Genomic DNA, 15,291 nt, shown 5'->3' with positions numbered 1-15,291 from the left:
TCTATTCCTGAACAATCTCTATTCCTGAGCTTGTTCCAATCCGTGTAGCCCCGGCCTTTATCATTCTATCGGCGTCTTTCTTCGTCTTAATTCCCCCAGACGCCTTAATTCCCATAGCCTCCCCAACTGTTCGCCTCATTAACTCTATATCCTCTACCGCTGCCCCACCACCAGAAAAACCAGAGGACGTTTTGACAAAATCAGCTCCAGCACTTTTAGCCAGCTCACAAGCTTGACGCTTTTCATCATCTGTTAAAAGGCTTGTTTCAATGATGACTTTCACGGATGCTTTGCCACTTGCAGCAGCGCAAACAGCACGTATATCTCGTTCCACAAGCTCTACATCACCACTTTTCAGAGCACCAATATTGATCACCATATCCACTTCAACAGCCCCATTTTCGATCGCATTTTTCGTTTCAAACGCTTTCGTTTCAGGTGTATTCGCCCCAAGCGGAAAACCAATCACTGTACAAACCTTCACATCTGTTGCCTGTAAACACTGGCTTGCAAACTGCACCCAAGTTGGATTGACACATACCGAAGCAAATTGATGGAGACTGGCTTCTTTACATAATTTCATAATTTGCTTTTTGTTCGCATTTGGTTTTAATAAAGTGTGATCAATCAATTTTCCCATATTTTTATCCAAGTCATATCACCTCAAGTATTGTATCTCTACAAATAAGCATATCATTTTCACCTTTTTTGAAAAAGAAAAAGCTACCCATAGATGGGATAGCTTTACATTACATAGCCATAGAATTTGTTTTTTCCAATTCATCCATTTCCCTAACGAATTTTCCTTCATTATAGGGATAACCGGACTTAGAAATCTTCACTCGAATCAATTTGCCAATCATCTCTTTTGTAGCCGGGAACACAACTTTCATGTAATTATCCGTATATCCTTCATATAATCCACTCTCAGGATTTTCTTTAAAAGGTTCTTCTGGAATGACTTCGAGAACCTCATTCTCAAAACGCGAGGCATATTCTTTCGCAAGCTGGTCTGATAAAGCAATCAAGCGATGCACACGGTCATTTTTGACCTCTTCATCAATTTGCTCTTTCATTCTTGCCGCAGGGGTCCCTGTGCGCATGGAGTAAGGGAAGACATGGAGCTCAGAAAATTTATGTTTCTTAATGAAATTATAGGTTTCCATAAATTCTTCTTCTGTTTCTCCCGGAAAGCCAACAATCACATCAGATGTCACCGCAAGATTTGGTAGAGCTTTTTTCAGTCTTTCAAGACGTTCAGCGAAAAAGGCCATTGTATATTTCCTTCGCATTCTTTTTAAAACAGTATCTGAACCTGATTGCAGCGGGATATGTAAATGACGGACAACAAGCTTCGATTTTTCCAAAACTTCAATCACTTCATCCGTTAATTGGCTTGCTTCGATGGAAGAAATGCGAATTCTTTTCAGCCCTTTCACCTGATCTTCAAGATCACGTAATAAAGCAGCCAAATTATAATCTTTCAAATCCTCTCCATAACCACCTGTATGGATGCCTGTTAGAACAATTTCTTTATAACCAGCATCCACTAACTGTTGGGCTTGGCGAATCACTTCTTGGGGATCACGAGAACGCATTAATCCACGTGCCCAAGGGATGATACAGAAAGTACAAAAATTATTGCACCCCTCTTGAATTTTCAAAGAAGCGCGCGTTCTATCTGTAAAGGATGGGACATCCAATTCCTCATACACACGATTTTTCATGATATTACCGACACCGTTAATCGGTTGTCTTTCTTGCTTATATTGCTCGATATATTCAAGCATTTTCACACGATCTTGCGTTCCGACAACAATATCAACTCCAGGAATCGCCATGATTTCAGCGGGAGATGTTTGCGCATAACATCCTGTCACACAAATTACTGCCTCGGGATTTTTGCGGATGGCCCTCCGAATAACCTGGCGGCTTTTTTTATCCCCTGTATTCGTTACTGTACAAGTATTTATGACATATACGTCCGCCCGGCTTTCAAAATCAACTCGTTCATATCCTTGATTTTGAAACAATTGCCAAATAGCTTCTGTTTCATAGTGATTGACTTTACAACCTAATGTATGGAAAGCAACACTAGACATTACCTCACCTCAATAATTCAAAATGATAGGAAATAGCAGCCAGTGTATATAGCGGCGCTGTTTCTGTTCTTAATATCCTTGGACCAAGGCCGCAAATTTTAAACTCATTTTCTACTAGTACGTTTTTCTCTTGGTCTGTCATACCACCTTCAGGACCGAAAACAATGATTACCTTTTCGCTTTTTTCCATTGTCGAGAGGATTTGGGCGAACTGGCTTATCTCCCCTTCTTTAGCAGCCTCCTCAAAGGCTAAGACTTTCCAATCAAAGGCTTGACTATATTGGATTAAATTCGCAAGCTTCATCGGAGATTGAATCAAAGGTAGAGTCTGCCGATGGGATTGTTCAGCTGCTTCTTTCGCGATTTTTTTCCATCTTAAAAGCTTTTTTTCTGCCTTCTTCGCTTCCCATTTTACTATAGACCGCTCAGCAATAAAAGGGGCAAACTCTGCTGCTCCTAGTTCTGTCCCCTTTTGAATGATCCAATCTAACTTGTCTCCTTTAGCCAAGCCACTTGCAATGGTGACATGAACAGGAAGCTCCTTATCTTGCTCTTCCCAATTGATAATCTTTGCCTCTATCTTTGAATCATAAATAGTTTCCAATGATACCAAGGCTGTTTTTGAATCGGAAAAAACAACCCAGAAAGCGGCTCCTTCTTTCATCCTCATAACATGAACAATATGATGGTAGTCATCACCTGAGAGGATAACCAAGTTTTGGCCTTTGTATTCTTCATTCAAAAAATACCTTTGCATGTCTTCACTCCATCACGTTCTTCTCGCAATGAAAGTCACCCAATCTTCCATCACAAGGGTTTCCGTTATTTCAAACCCTCCCTGAATAAGGGCTGTTTGGACTTCCTGTTTTTTGGGCTGAATGATTCCGGAGGTAATGAAGTATCCATTTTTACGAACGAGTGATGCAGCATCTTTGGTTAATCGAATAATGACATCTGCTAGAATATTAGCCACAATCACGTCGACGTTATCAATCTCCAGACCGTTCAGTAGATCGCCTTTACGCACCTCGATTTTCTCTTGTAGTTGATTCAATGCAATATTCTGCTCGGCTGACTCAACAGCAATTTCATCCAAGTCAAGGGCAATAACGTTTTTCGCATTTAAGAGAGCCGCTGCAATACTTAATACCCCAGATCCTGTACCGACATCAACAACTGTATCTCCTGCTTTTATTATTTTTTCCAACGCTTGAATACTCATCACAGTAGTTGGATGTGTCCCGGTACCGAAAGCCATACCCGGGTCTAATTCGATGATTAATTCATCACTTGAAACCTTTTGATAATCTTCCCATGTCGGAACGATCGTAAAACGCCTGGAGATTTTGGCAGGATGATAATATTGTTTCCAAGCTTGCTCCCAGTCCTCTTCTTTTACTTCTGTTGTTGAAACATGGTTCTTCCCAATATCAATATCGTAATGGGTTAAGTCCGAAATCTCCTGTTTAATCGAATTAATTGTTTCACCAATAAAGCTATTAATCGGTAAATAGGCTTTAATTATGACCCCCTCTTCGGGATAATCATCCGGATTCAACTCGATGATTTCACCAAACCAGTTTTCCCGTTCCTTTGTCAACTCCAATGGGTCTTCGATCACAACTCCACTTGCTCCAGCTTCATGTAAAATATTACAGATTGCCTCTACTGCTTCATTTGTTGTATGGATACTTATCTCGTTCCATTTCATAACAGACCGCCTCGTTATTTTTCTCAACTTTTAAACGTTCGTCTTACTTTATCAAAAAAACTTTCATGTTGCTCATCAGGAGTGTTGCCACTAATTTCCGCAAAATCCCGGAGAAGTTGCTTTTGTTGTTCAGATAATTTCGTAGGTGTAATCACCTTCATTTGAACATGTTGATCCCCTGTACCATAACCACGAACATTTGGAACACCTTTGCCGCGCAAACGGAATTTCGTTCCTGTCTGTGTTCCGGCAGGAATTTTTAATTTTACTTTTCCATAAAGAGTAGGAACCTCAATTTCATCGCCTAATGCCGCTTGAACAAAGGTAATCGGCATTTCACAATAAATATCATCCCCATCACGTTCGAAGAATTCATGGTCCTTCACACGGAAAACAACGTATAGATCTCCGGATGGACCACCATTTATTCCCGGTTCCCCTTCACCCGCAACACGCATTTGTTGTCCTTCATCTACACCTTTCGGAATTTTGACATTAATCTTTTTCCGCTTTTTAACTTTTCCATCTCCGCCACAGGTAGAGCACTTTTCTTTAATGATTTGACCTGTCCCATGACAATGTTGACATACTCGACGATTGACAATCCGTCCAAAAGGCGTATTTTGTTCCACGTTCAATTGACCTGAACCATGACAATGTGGACATGTTTCGGGGGAAGTTCCTGGTTTTGCCCCACTTCCGTGACAGGTATCACAGGTTTCTTCTCTTGGTATTTCAATAACTGTTTCTTTTCCGAAAGCAGCCTCTTCAAATGATAAAGACATTGTATATTGAAGATCAGCACCTTGCCTAGGAGCATTTGGATCACGGCGGCTTCCGCCACCACCAAAGAAGGTATTAAAGATATCTTCAAATCCACCGAAACCAAAATCGGCGCCTCCTCCAAAACCTTCTCCCCCAAAACCTTGAGGTCCTGAATGGCCAAATTGGTCATATTGGGCCTTTTTTTGATCATCGCTTAATACTTCATACGCTTCCGTTATTTCCTTAAATTTCTCATCTGCCCCTGGTTCTTTGTTAATATCAGGGTGATATTTTTTGGATAAACGTCTGTATGCTTTTTTTATCTCATCCTTAGATGCATCTTTCGTCACACCTAATACTTCATAATAATCCCTTTTGCTCATCTAAACACACTCCCGAATCTTTTCACATAAGGTATATTCTAGCATATTTCAATTGTAGATTGAAAGTGCCGTCCTATTTATCGAGAAAAGCCAAAGCCGATAATGGCTTTGGCTTTCTTAATGTACAATAATTATTTTTTCTCCTCTTCGTCCTGAACTTCTTCGTATTCGGCGTCTACAATATTATCGTCTTTGTTTCCTTGTCCTGCTTCTCCCTCTTGACCAGCTTGTGCTTGTTTTGCTGCTTCTTCATACAGCTTCATCGAAAGGTTTTGGACAATTTCTTGCAAAGCGTCTTTCTTTTGACGTATTTCTTCAAGATCATTTTTCTCAATGGCAGCTTTTAAGGCTGCTTTTGCTTCCTCCGCCTTTTTCACTTCTGCTTCATCGACTTTACCTTCAAGGTCTTTTAATGTCTTTTCAGTCGTAAAGACCAATTGATCTGCTTCATTTCTAAGCTCAACTTCCTCTTTCCGCTTTCTATCAGCTTCAGAGTTTTCTTCCGCTTCTTTGACCATTCTTTCCACTTCTTCTTCTGAAAGGCCAGAAGAAGATTTGATCGTAATATTTTGCTCTTTTCCTGTGCCAAGATCTTTCGCGCTAACATTGACAATACCGTTCTTATCAATGTCAAATTTCACTTCAATTTGTGGAACCCCGCGAGGTGCTGGTGGAATATCGGTTAATTGGAAACGGCCCAATGTTTTGTTGTCTGCTGCCATTGGTCTTTCTCCTTGCAGAACATGAATATCAACCGCTGTTTGGTTATCGGCTGCGGTAGAGAACACCTGAGATTTGGCAGTTGGAATCGTTGTGTTACGTTCAATCAACTTTGTAAAGACGCCACCCATTGTTTCAATACCAAGGGATAGTGGTGTTACGTCTAGAAGGACGACATCTTTCACATCCCCTGTTAACACACCACCTTGAATTGCGGCACCCATTGCAACAACTTCATCAGGGTTTACACCTTTATGGGGCTCTTTTCCAACCTCCTTACGGATCGCTTCTTGAACCGCAGGAATTCTTGTGGAACCTCCCACTAAAATTACTTTATCGATCTCAGAAGCGGATTTTCCTGCATCTTTTAATGCTTGACGAGTAGGTCCCATTGTTCTTTCCACAAGGGATGAAGACAGTTCCTCAAATTTAGCCCGTGTTAAATTGATTTCCATATGAAGCGGACCAGCGTCACCTGCTGTAATAAATGGTAAGGAGATTTGGGTAGAAGTCACCCCAGAAAGATCTTTCTTCGCTTTTTCCGCCGCATCTTTCAAACGTTGCAAAGCCATTTTATCAGTAGAAAGGTCAATCCCATTCTCTTTTTTGAATTCCTGCACAAGGTAATCGATGATCACTTGGTCGAAGTCATCCCCACCAAGCTTATTATCACCTGCAGTAGCTAACACTTCAAAAACTCCGTCTCCCAATTCCATAATGGAGATATCAAATGTTCCTCCACCTAGGTCATAGACGAGAATCGTTTGATCTTCTTCTATTTTATCAAGACCATAGGCAAGAGCAGCAGCCGTTGGTTCATTAATAATTCTTTCAACTTCAAGCCCCGCAATCGTACCGGCATCCTTCGTTGCTTGACGTTGTGAATCATTAAAATAAGCAGGAACGGTAATAACTGCTTTATCAACCTTTTCACCTAGATAGTCTTCCGCATATGATTTTAAATATTGCAAGATAACAGCCGATAACTCTTGAGGCGTATAATTTTTCCCTTCGATTTCCGTTTTAAAGTCTGAACCCATATGACGTTTGATTGACATAACTGTATTGGGGTTCGTAATGGCTTGACGTTTCGCCACTTCCCCAACTTGACGCTCACCATTTTTAAACGCAATTACAGATGGACTTGTTCTATTTCCTTCTGGGTTGGGGATAACTTTAGCTTCTCCACCCTCTAGGACTGCCACACATGAGTTTGTCGTTCCAAGGTCAATTCCGATAATTTTGCTCATTTATAATACCTCCTGTATCAATATAAAGATCCTGCTAACTATTGGTTTACCTTAACCATGGATGGCCTGATCACGCGATCTTTTAAGATATAACCCTTTTGAAATTCTTCCACAATAGTATTCGATTCAAACTGTTCATCCGAAATTTGCATAACAGCTTGATGGTAATTGGGGTCGAATTTCTTACCAACCGCTTCAATTTGTTCAGCGCCTGCTTGCTTAAGGGCCTCAATAATGGAACGATAAACCATTTCAACACCGTTTAACAAAGCTTTGGATTGCTCATTTTCAGGCTCGATTGCCATTGCACGTTCAAAGTTATCAATCGCAGGCAATAACTCGGTAATAAGCTCTTGCGATTTATACTTTTCTCTTGCCTCTAATTCTTGACGGGCACGTCGACGCGAATTTTCAAAATCCGCATATAATCGAAGATAGCGATTTTCAGCCTCTTCTAATTTTGCTTGTAATTCTTCGATTTTGGAAGTTGTTTCATCTTTCTTTTCTTCTTCGGAACGGGCCTCATCTACGTCAGTTTCTTTTTGTTGCGTCTCTGCTTCGGATTTATGATTAACCTCATCGGTATTTTCAACTGTTTCTTCCATTAGATCATCTTCTTGATTTTTTAGATCAGCCTGTTCATTTACATCTTTATTCATAACAGTCACCTCCTTAAAAGAAAAGCGCAAGCGCCTTGATTATAGGATGAACGGCTAAAGGCGCCGCTTCAATCACTACGTCGATGGACTCGCATCCTGCGAGCCTCTCGGGGGCAGGCTCTGGGGCTCTAGATCCAGCGAGAATTTAAAACAAACAGGGGAAATCAGCAGAAACCCAGCTGATTTCCTCGCGTTTGATTCACCTATTGATAAAGTCTTGTTAAAGCAAGAGACATATCTTTGCTCAAGAAGTCTAAAAGACTAATAACTCTGGAATATTCCATTCTTGTTGGACCAAGGATGGCGATTGTCCCAACATCTTCATGACCAATAGAATAAGTTGCCGTAATAAGACTAAAATCTTCCATCATTAAATGATTATTTTCCTTACCAATTTTCACATTAATTCCCCGTGGTGTATGTTTAAATAGTTCGTATATCCCTTTCCCTTCTTCTATCATATCCATGAATGAACGAATTTTTTCAATATCATTGAATTCGGAATGGTTTAACATATTTAATTTTCCACCAAAAAACAGTCTTTCATTAACCGGAGAATCTAAGGTTTCCATAATAATTTTAAAGAAATAATCATATTGTTCAATATGTCTCTTTAGGAGATTTGCCACTTCTTTATAGATCGTTGGTCTTAATTCAGAAATGAGTACCCCTGAAAGTTTTTCATTTAAAATATTGACTATTTTTTCAATTTCTCCTGCTGCAACATCACTAGGTAAAGTAAATATTCGATTTTCTACATGCCCAGTATCTGTGATAATAATGGCGACAGCCGTATTATCGTTCAAGGGTATCATTTGAATACTTTTTAATCGGTTTTCTTTCACAGCGGGTCCTAATAAAATGGCCGTATAATTGGTTAATTCCGATAAAATCCGAGCCGACTTTTGTGCTATATTTTCTAACTCGTAAAGTCGCTCACTAAATATGGAATGAATTTTATTTATGTCTTCCTTCTTCAGTTCTTGGGGTGACAGTAAATGGTCGACGTAATAGCGATACCCCTTTTCAGATGGGACCCTGCCAGAAGAAGTATGCGTTTTTTCGATAAATCCCCATTCTTCTAAATCAGCCATCTCATTTCTAATCGTTGCCGAGCTAATAGGAAACGGAATATTCTTCGATAATTTTCTTGAGCCGACAGGTTGGGCAGATCGAATAAAGTCATCAATAATTACCTGCAATATTAATAATTGACGATCCGTTAACACTTTCATCACCTCTATTAGCACTCTATAAACATGAGTGCTAAATCTATAAATAAAGTATCAAAATGCCTAGATGATGTCAACAATTTGTACTTAAAGATAAGAATTTTTTAGAAAAGAAAGGCTTGAAAAACCTCATTCCCAAGAAATCGCCCCTTCTGTGTTAAACGAAGATGATCAAGATCGTTTTCCAATAACCCTTTTTGAGTCATTTCCTCGACCGCTTCTCGGAAAATTTGCAAAGGATCCATAGAAAACTTTTTCTCAAAATGCGAAATCGAGACCCCCTTTGTTTTCCTCAAACCAAGAAACATCTCCTCTTCCATCTTCTCTTTTTTGGTTGGAATATGTTCTGAAAATAGAGGGCGCTTCTCCTTTGCAATAGGTTCCATATATTTTTTTAATGGACCCGCATTAGAATATCTTGCCCCAGCCACATAACCGTGTGCTCCGGCCCCAAACCCATAATATTCTTCATTATTCCAGTAGACAAGATTATGCTTGCTTTCATATCCAGATTTAGAAAAATTACTTATTTCATATTGATATAATCCTTTTTTATCCATTTCCTCCATTAATAAGCGATACATATCTGCCTCTTCATCTTCACTAGGAAGTGGAAGTTTCCCTTTTCTCATTAAATTATAAAAGATGGTTTTCGGTTCTACGATTAATGAATATCCAGAATAATGGGGTAACTCCAAAGCCAGTGCTTTTGTCAGTGTATCTTTAAAATCGATGATTGTTTGGCCAGGTAAAGCATAGATTAAATCAATACTAATATTCGTAAACCCTATTTCTTGGGCCTGATCAATAGAGCGATAGACATCTTGAACACGATGGGAACGCCCTATTTTTTCAAGTAATTCATTATTAAAGGACTGAACTCCAAAACTCAATCGATTCACGCCATAGTCAGCAAGAATCTTTAATTTCTCTTTCGTTAAATCTCCTGGGTTTGCTTCAAACGTGACTTCTCCCCGTTCAAAAGGAAGGTGATCGCGGATTCCCTTACAAAGAGTTTCTAATTGTTTTTCATTTAAAGCAGTGGGCGTTCCCCCACCAACAAAAATCGTTTCTAAATCAGCCTTGGATGTTGGGTCAATCATCATCTTAAATTCTTGAAAGAGCGATTGCAAATACTCGTTAACAGGTTGGCCTTTCAGAAAAAATTTATTGAAGTCACAGTAATAACAGATATGTTCGCAAAATGGTATATGAATATAGGCAGCTTTCATCTTTTTACACTTCCAATCAAAAAAGGAGTTAGCCTTCCAGTTGGACCCCTCTCCCTTATCACTTTATTTTCCGTCATCGTCCCGCCTTAACACCGCCATAAACGCTTCCTGCGGAACTTCTACCGATCCCACCTGCTTCATCCGTTTTTTTCCTTCTTTTTGCTTTTCCAATAATTTTCGTTTTCTGGATATATCACCACCGTAACATTTAGCCAATACGTTTTTCCCCATTGATTTAATGGTAGAACGCGCAATAATTTTTTGACCGACAGCCGCCTGTACTGGTACTTCAAATTGCTGACGGGGAATCAATTCTTTTAGTTTTTCTACGATTGATTTTCCCCTTTCATAGGCAAAATCACGATGAACAATAAAGCTTAAGGCATCTACTTTTTCACCATTTAATAAAATATCCATTTTCACTAATTTCGAAGGTTTATACCCGATCATCTCGTAGTCAAAAGAGGCATATCCTTTTGTGTGCGATTTTAATTGATCGAAAAAGTCAAAAACAATTTCAGCAAGTGGAATTTCATACATCACATTGACTCTAATATCATCCAGATACTGCATGTCGACGAAATTTCCTCTTTTTGCCTGGGAAAGCTCCATTACCGCACCGACATAATCGTTGGGCACCATCATAGATGCTTTTACATAAGGTTCTTCCACATGATCTATTTTTTGTGGGTCAGGCATATTAGAAGGATTATCGACCTTGATTTCTGTACCATCGGTTAAATAGACTTGGTAGACCACACTTGGTGCAGTAGTAATCAGCTCAATTTTAAATTCCCGCTCGATTCGTTCTTGAATAATTTCCATATGAAGCAGACCTAAAAATCCACAACGAAATCCGAATCCAAGTGCTTGCGATGTTTCTGGCTCATATCTGAGAGCAGAATCATTTAATTCTAATTTTTCCAAGGCTTCTCGGAGATCATTGAACTTATTCGAATCAATCGGATATAGTCCACAAAATACCATGGAATTTAATTTTCGATAACCTGGTAGAGGCTCTGCAGCAGGAAAGTCTACTTTCGTAATCGTATCCCCTACTCTTGTATCTGTTACATTTTTAATAGCAGCGGTCAAAAAACCAACATCCCCTACTGTTAGTTCTTCGACTAACATCGGCTTTGGCGCATGAACACCGACTTCTAATACCTCAAACTCTTTTCCAGTGGCCATCATCTTTATTTTGTCTCCGGCTTTGACCGTTCCTTCCACAATTCGTATGGAGGCGATAACCCCTCGGTAAGCATCATACAGTGAATCAAAGATCAAGGCTTTTAGCGGTGCATCAGGATCACCTGTAGGAGCAGGTACTTTCTCAACAATTTCCTCCAAAATCTCCTCTATCCCTATGCCTGCTTTCGCGGATGCGAGTACTGCTTCACTTGCATCAAGGCCAATGACATCTTCAATTTCCTTCCTGACTCTTTCCGGATCGGCAGCAGGTAAATCAATTTTATTAATAACCGGTAATATTTCTAAGTCATTATCTAATGCTAAATAAACATTCGCAAGGGTTTGGGCTTCGATCCCTTGGGCTGCATCCACAACCAGTACAGCTCCTTCACATGCGGCTAAACTACGTGATACTTCATAAGTGAAATCAACATGCCCCGGTGTATCGATAAGATGAAAAATATAATCCTCACCATTTTTGGCGTGATATTTTAATTGAACCGCATTTAATTTAATGGTAATTCCCCGCTCCCTTTCTAAATCCATGGAGTCAAGGAGTTGGGCTTTCATTTCTCTTGCTGTTAAAGCTTTCGTTTTTTCCAATATTCTATCTGCCAAAGTTGATTTTCCATGGTCAATATGGGCAATAATAGAAAAATTTCTAATCCGTTCTCGTCTCATTATTTTATCTTCACGATTCATTGCTGTTCACTCCTGTTAATCGACGCATGATTGCTAGGCTAAATTATAACAGTAGTGTCCGGAAAAGTGAAATAGAAAAGAACATAAGTGTTTGACTCGAACCACCTATGTTCTGGTTGTATATAATTATGTTTTAAAAAAGACTTGCAAAAAAGTTAATCACAGCTTGGGCTATACTGGAGACCATATTTGCCAATAACTTTCCAGCTTCTGAAAAAAAGTTAAACGCCTTGGCGTCCTCTAATTTTTCTTTTTTCTCATCTAAATTAAAGGAGGAAAGTTCATTCCCTAATACAGCCGCATTGATCTTTCCATCCTCCGTTTTTTTCACATCTACTGGTGTTGTGAATGAGGAATCTGTATATCCCTTCATTTCATTCATTCCTTGATTTGCTTTGTTTAAACCGATTACAACACCTGCGACTAAAACCAGGGACAGTAGTAGTGATTTCATAACAAATTTCCCCATTCCATCCACCTCTCTATCATCAGCTCTACTAAATTATATGCAGATTGAAAAATGGTAGAACAAATTTACCGTGTTTTAAACCCAGTATCTGACTGATCAACGGCTGAATGTAAGGCAGCGTTCAAGCCAGTTGACAATAAATTCGCCATATCTTCAATAAATACATCAACTTCTTTTGGAGTCACCATCAGATTATGTCCTAAGGGGGCTAAAACTTCGGAAATGAGCTCCCTCTTCTCCTCTTCATTTAGTACACCTACCATTCCTAAAAAGGTCTGTCTTTCATTTTCTCCTGGTAGATCTTCTTCGGTTAATTTTTTCTTTTCCCCGAAGGTCAATCCTGCAGGGGCTAGAGATCTTGATGGACGCCCTGATTCTTTTAATTCCTTGCCGAAATGCTTTAGGATAAAATCAATCGTGTCACTCGTAATCGTTACAGCATCCACGACAGTGGGAACTCCTATCGAAATGACGGGTACACCCAGTGTTTCCTTACTTAATTCCTTGCGCTTATTCCCTACTCCAGAGCCAGGATGGATCCCGGTATCAGAAATTTGAATGGTCGCATTCACCCTTTCAATCGACCTAGAAGCAAGCGCATCAATGGCAATGACAAAATCAGGTTTTGATCTTTCCACAACGCCAAAGATGATATCACTTGTTTCAATACCTGTTAGCCCCATAACTCCAGGAGCAATCGCACTTACAGCACGATACCCCTTTTCAACATTTTCTGGTTGCAACTGAAATAAATGTCTCGTGATGATTAAATTTTCGCAAACACTTGGTCCTAAGGCATCTGGTGTCACATTCCAGTTTCCCAATCCCACAACTAAACAACTAGCGTCTTTAGGAATGTTCAGCATATGTAAAAATGAATGGAACTCACGAGCAAATACCTCTTGAACGTTTTGTTGTGTCACACTATCTTGTGATCGAATCCCTTGCACTTCCAGGGTAAGATAATATCCTTGCTTTTTCCCTAATCGTTTTTCCCCTTCAGGTGTAATCGTTGCCATGGAAATTTTTATATCATCTTCCATTTTTTCCTGAATGATGACCCCTTCAATTTCCTTTTTTTCAATTTTATGCTTCTTTTTTCCTGTTAATTGTTCTAAAGCTAATTCAAATGCTTCGGTTGCAAGATCCGTTCGAATGGCATATTGGTCTAAATGTATCTTATTATCTGTCACAAAAAATACCTCCCACTCTAATCTTTTCTTTTTCACATCTTTTCCCTACTATCTGATTTTCATTCAGAAGTATTGCATTCTTTCTATCTGTTTGATAAAATATCCAGTGTTCTTATTGTTGAAAATGGTATTGGTCGAGTGATATAAAAATCTCGATGTTGTACAGGAGGTGAAGGGAATGCCAAATATTAAATCCGCTATTAAAAGAGTTAAAATCAACAATGCTAAAAGTGCGCAAAACGCTTCAGCAAAATCAGCTATGCGTACAGCGATGAAAAAATTTGAAGTTGCTGTTGAAGCGAACCAAGAAAACTCAAAAGAATTGTTTAAACAAGCAGTAAAACAATTGGACAAAGCCACAACTAAAGGGTTAATCCATAAAAATACTGCCAACCGTCAAAAAGCTCGTCTTTCAAAAAAATTGAGCAAATTGGCATAAACCAATAAGAAAAGCGCAAGCGCCTTGTTCAGCCCCGACAAGCAAATGTTCCTGAACCTAGGAAGGGCGATCTTTCCCTTCATAGGTTCAGGGTTATTTGACCTTGAGGGGCTAGGCGCTGGAGCTAGATCAAACATTAGCCAGAATTTGCTTTCCTATCCTGTAAAAAAAACGCCCCTCGGGGACGTTTTTTTATTTTACCCTTCTTTATTTAAGTTTCCTAATTGAAGTAAAAAAAGCTCCAATGCCACTTCTCTTCCTGCTCCTCCTGTTTTAAGCTGTTGATCTGTTTTGGCTAGGAGTTGAATAATGGCTCCTAATTCCAAATCCGTAAATGCATGTGCTTGTCCAGTGGCCAATTTTACTCGAAAAGGATGTACTTTTAATGTACTTGCAATTTGTGCTTGTCCATATCCGCGTTTTATTAACTCCTTCACTTGATAAATTAAGCGAAATTGAGTCGCAATTAAGGCCAAAATTTTGATAGGCTCTTCATTTTGTTTTCGTAAGTCATAATAGATCCTGAAAGCCTCGTCCATTTTTCGTTGCACCACTTTATCAATCAAATCAAAAATATTTTGTTCAAGAGATCGGGATGCCAGCTTTTCTACTGTATCCACATGAACGACTCGCTCTTTTCCAACATATAAAAATAATTTTTCCAGTTCTGAATGAAGGCGGGTTAAGTCTGGACCAACTAAGTTCAGTAATAAATCGATTGCTTTTTTCTCCATTTTTACCTGTTGATCTGCTGCTTGTTGCTCAACCCAAACTCTTAATTCTCTTTCATTTAGTTTTTTCCCCTCCACAACCTCCGCATGTTTCTTTAATAATTTTGTGATTTTTTTCCTTTCATCGAGTTTTTCATAAGCCCCTGAAAACACCAAAATCGTATAGGGGGCCGGTTCTAATATGTAGCTTTCTAACTTTTTTAGATTATGTTCCACTTTCTCTTTCGGCTTTTCTGAAGTTAAAAAAATGGGGTTATGCAAAATCACTAATTTTTTTTCACCAAAAAAAGGTAAGGTTTCTGCATCTTCTAAAGCTTGTTCAATCGGCGTTTCTTCTACATCATAAACGGATAAATTAAAGTCCATTTCTTCATTTGTTAACACATTTGTCACTAATTTTTGTTTTGTTTCATTGATTACATAACTTTCTGTTCCATATAATAAATATAAAGGAGAAAATTGTTTCTTTTCTAATTTATTCCATATTTTCATGGTCAAGCCCTCTCTCGTTC

General features: G+C 39.1%; 14 protein-coding genes. 1 reads left to right on the top strand and 13 read right to left on the bottom strand.

Translation table 11 applies throughout. The features are described from left to right. Position 1: 1 nt before the first annotated feature. From deoC to gpr, 12 genes are all read right to left on the bottom strand, one after another. Positions 2-640 (bottom strand): deoxyribose-phosphate aldolase, encoded by a 639-nt coding sequence (deoC, locus tag MUB24_RS13155; protein ID WP_396426758.1) that lies wholly within the window; start codon positions 638-640, stop codon positions 2-4. A gap of 109 nt (positions 641-749) precedes the next feature. Further along, on the bottom strand, positions 750-2,102 hold the full coding sequence (gene mtaB / locus MUB24_RS13150) for a tRNA (N(6)-L-threonylcarbamoyladenosine(37)-C(2))-methylthiotransferase MtaB (RefSeq protein ID WP_244704774.1): 1,353 nt from the start codon (positions 2,100-2,102) through the stop codon (positions 750-752). A 4-nt stretch (positions 2,103-2,106) separates the two neighbouring features. Further along, positions 2,107-2,859, bottom strand: a complete 753-nt coding sequence (locus MUB24_RS13145; RefSeq protein ID WP_244704772.1) for a 16S rRNA (uracil(1498)-N(3))-methyltransferase — start codon at positions 2,857-2,859, stop codon at positions 2,107-2,109. Positions 2,860-2,871: 12 nt separating this feature from the next. Further along, positions 2,872-3,813: a 50S ribosomal protein L11 methyltransferase gene (prmA, locus tag MUB24_RS13140; protein WP_244704770.1), complete on the bottom strand. Its 942-nt coding sequence runs from the start codon at positions 3,811-3,813 to the stop codon at positions 2,872-2,874. A 23-nt stretch (positions 3,814-3,836) separates the two neighbouring features. Next, a complete protein-coding gene (gene dnaJ, locus MUB24_RS13135; RefSeq protein WP_244704768.1) occupies positions 3,837-4,961 on the bottom strand; it encodes a molecular chaperone DnaJ in 1,125 nt (374 codons plus the stop codon). 131 nt (positions 4,962-5,092) lie between these two features. Continuing rightward, on the bottom strand, positions 5,093-6,931 hold the full coding sequence (gene dnaK, locus MUB24_RS13130) for a molecular chaperone DnaK (RefSeq protein ID WP_244704766.1): 1,839 nt from the start codon (positions 6,929-6,931) through the stop codon (positions 5,093-5,095). A 38-nt stretch (positions 6,932-6,969) separates the two neighbouring features. Further along, a complete protein-coding gene (gene grpE / locus MUB24_RS13125) occupies positions 6,970-7,590 on the bottom strand; it encodes a nucleotide exchange factor GrpE (RefSeq protein ID WP_280516980.1) in 621 nt (206 codons plus the stop codon). A 203-nt stretch (positions 7,591-7,793) separates the two neighbouring features. After that, complete coding sequence (hrcA, locus tag MUB24_RS13120) at positions 7,794-8,819, bottom strand: heat-inducible transcriptional repressor HrcA (protein WP_244704764.1); 1,026 nt, start codon at positions 8,817-8,819, stop codon at positions 7,794-7,796. A 107-nt stretch (positions 8,820-8,926) separates the two neighbouring features. After that, a complete protein-coding gene (gene hemW / locus MUB24_RS13115; protein ID WP_244704763.1) occupies positions 8,927-10,054 on the bottom strand; it encodes a radical SAM family heme chaperone HemW in 1,128 nt (375 codons plus the stop codon). Positions 10,055-10,117: 63 nt separating this feature from the next. Then, complete coding sequence (gene lepA / locus MUB24_RS13110) at positions 10,118-11,947, bottom strand: translation elongation factor 4 (RefSeq protein ID WP_244704761.1); 1,830 nt, start codon at positions 11,945-11,947, stop codon at positions 10,118-10,120. A gap of 133 nt (positions 11,948-12,080) precedes the next feature. Next, entirely contained in the window at positions 12,081-12,416 is a 336-nt protein-coding gene (locus tag MUB24_RS13105) for a DUF3679 domain-containing protein (RefSeq protein ID WP_244704759.1), read from the bottom strand. A gap of 65 nt (positions 12,417-12,481) precedes the next feature. Further along, positions 12,482-13,609 (bottom strand): GPR endopeptidase, encoded by a 1,128-nt coding sequence (gpr, locus tag MUB24_RS13100; protein ID WP_244704757.1) that lies wholly within the window; start codon positions 13,607-13,609, stop codon positions 12,482-12,484. A 178-nt stretch (positions 13,610-13,787) separates the two neighbouring features. Between gpr and rpsT the strand changes: the two genes are divergently transcribed. Then, positions 13,788-14,048: a 30S ribosomal protein S20 gene (rpsT, locus tag MUB24_RS13095; protein WP_244704755.1), complete on the top strand. Its 261-nt coding sequence runs from the start codon at positions 13,788-13,790 to the stop codon at positions 14,046-14,048. 197 nt (positions 14,049-14,245) lie between these two features. Here the strand turns inward: rpsT and holA are convergent, their stop codons facing one another. Beyond that, on the bottom strand, positions 14,246-15,277 hold the full coding sequence (holA, locus tag MUB24_RS13090; RefSeq protein ID WP_244704753.1) for a DNA polymerase III subunit delta: 1,032 nt from the start codon (positions 15,275-15,277) through the stop codon (positions 14,246-14,248). Positions 15,278-15,291: the final 14 nt, after the last annotated feature.

The sequence above is a fragment of the Lederbergia sp. NSJ-179 genome (assembly GCF_022867885.1).
GTDB lineage: Bacteria > Bacillota > Bacilli > Bacillales > Bacillaceae_C > Lederbergia.
Note: the sequence above shows the minus strand (reverse complement) of the source record. Positions and strands in the feature narration are given on the sequence as shown.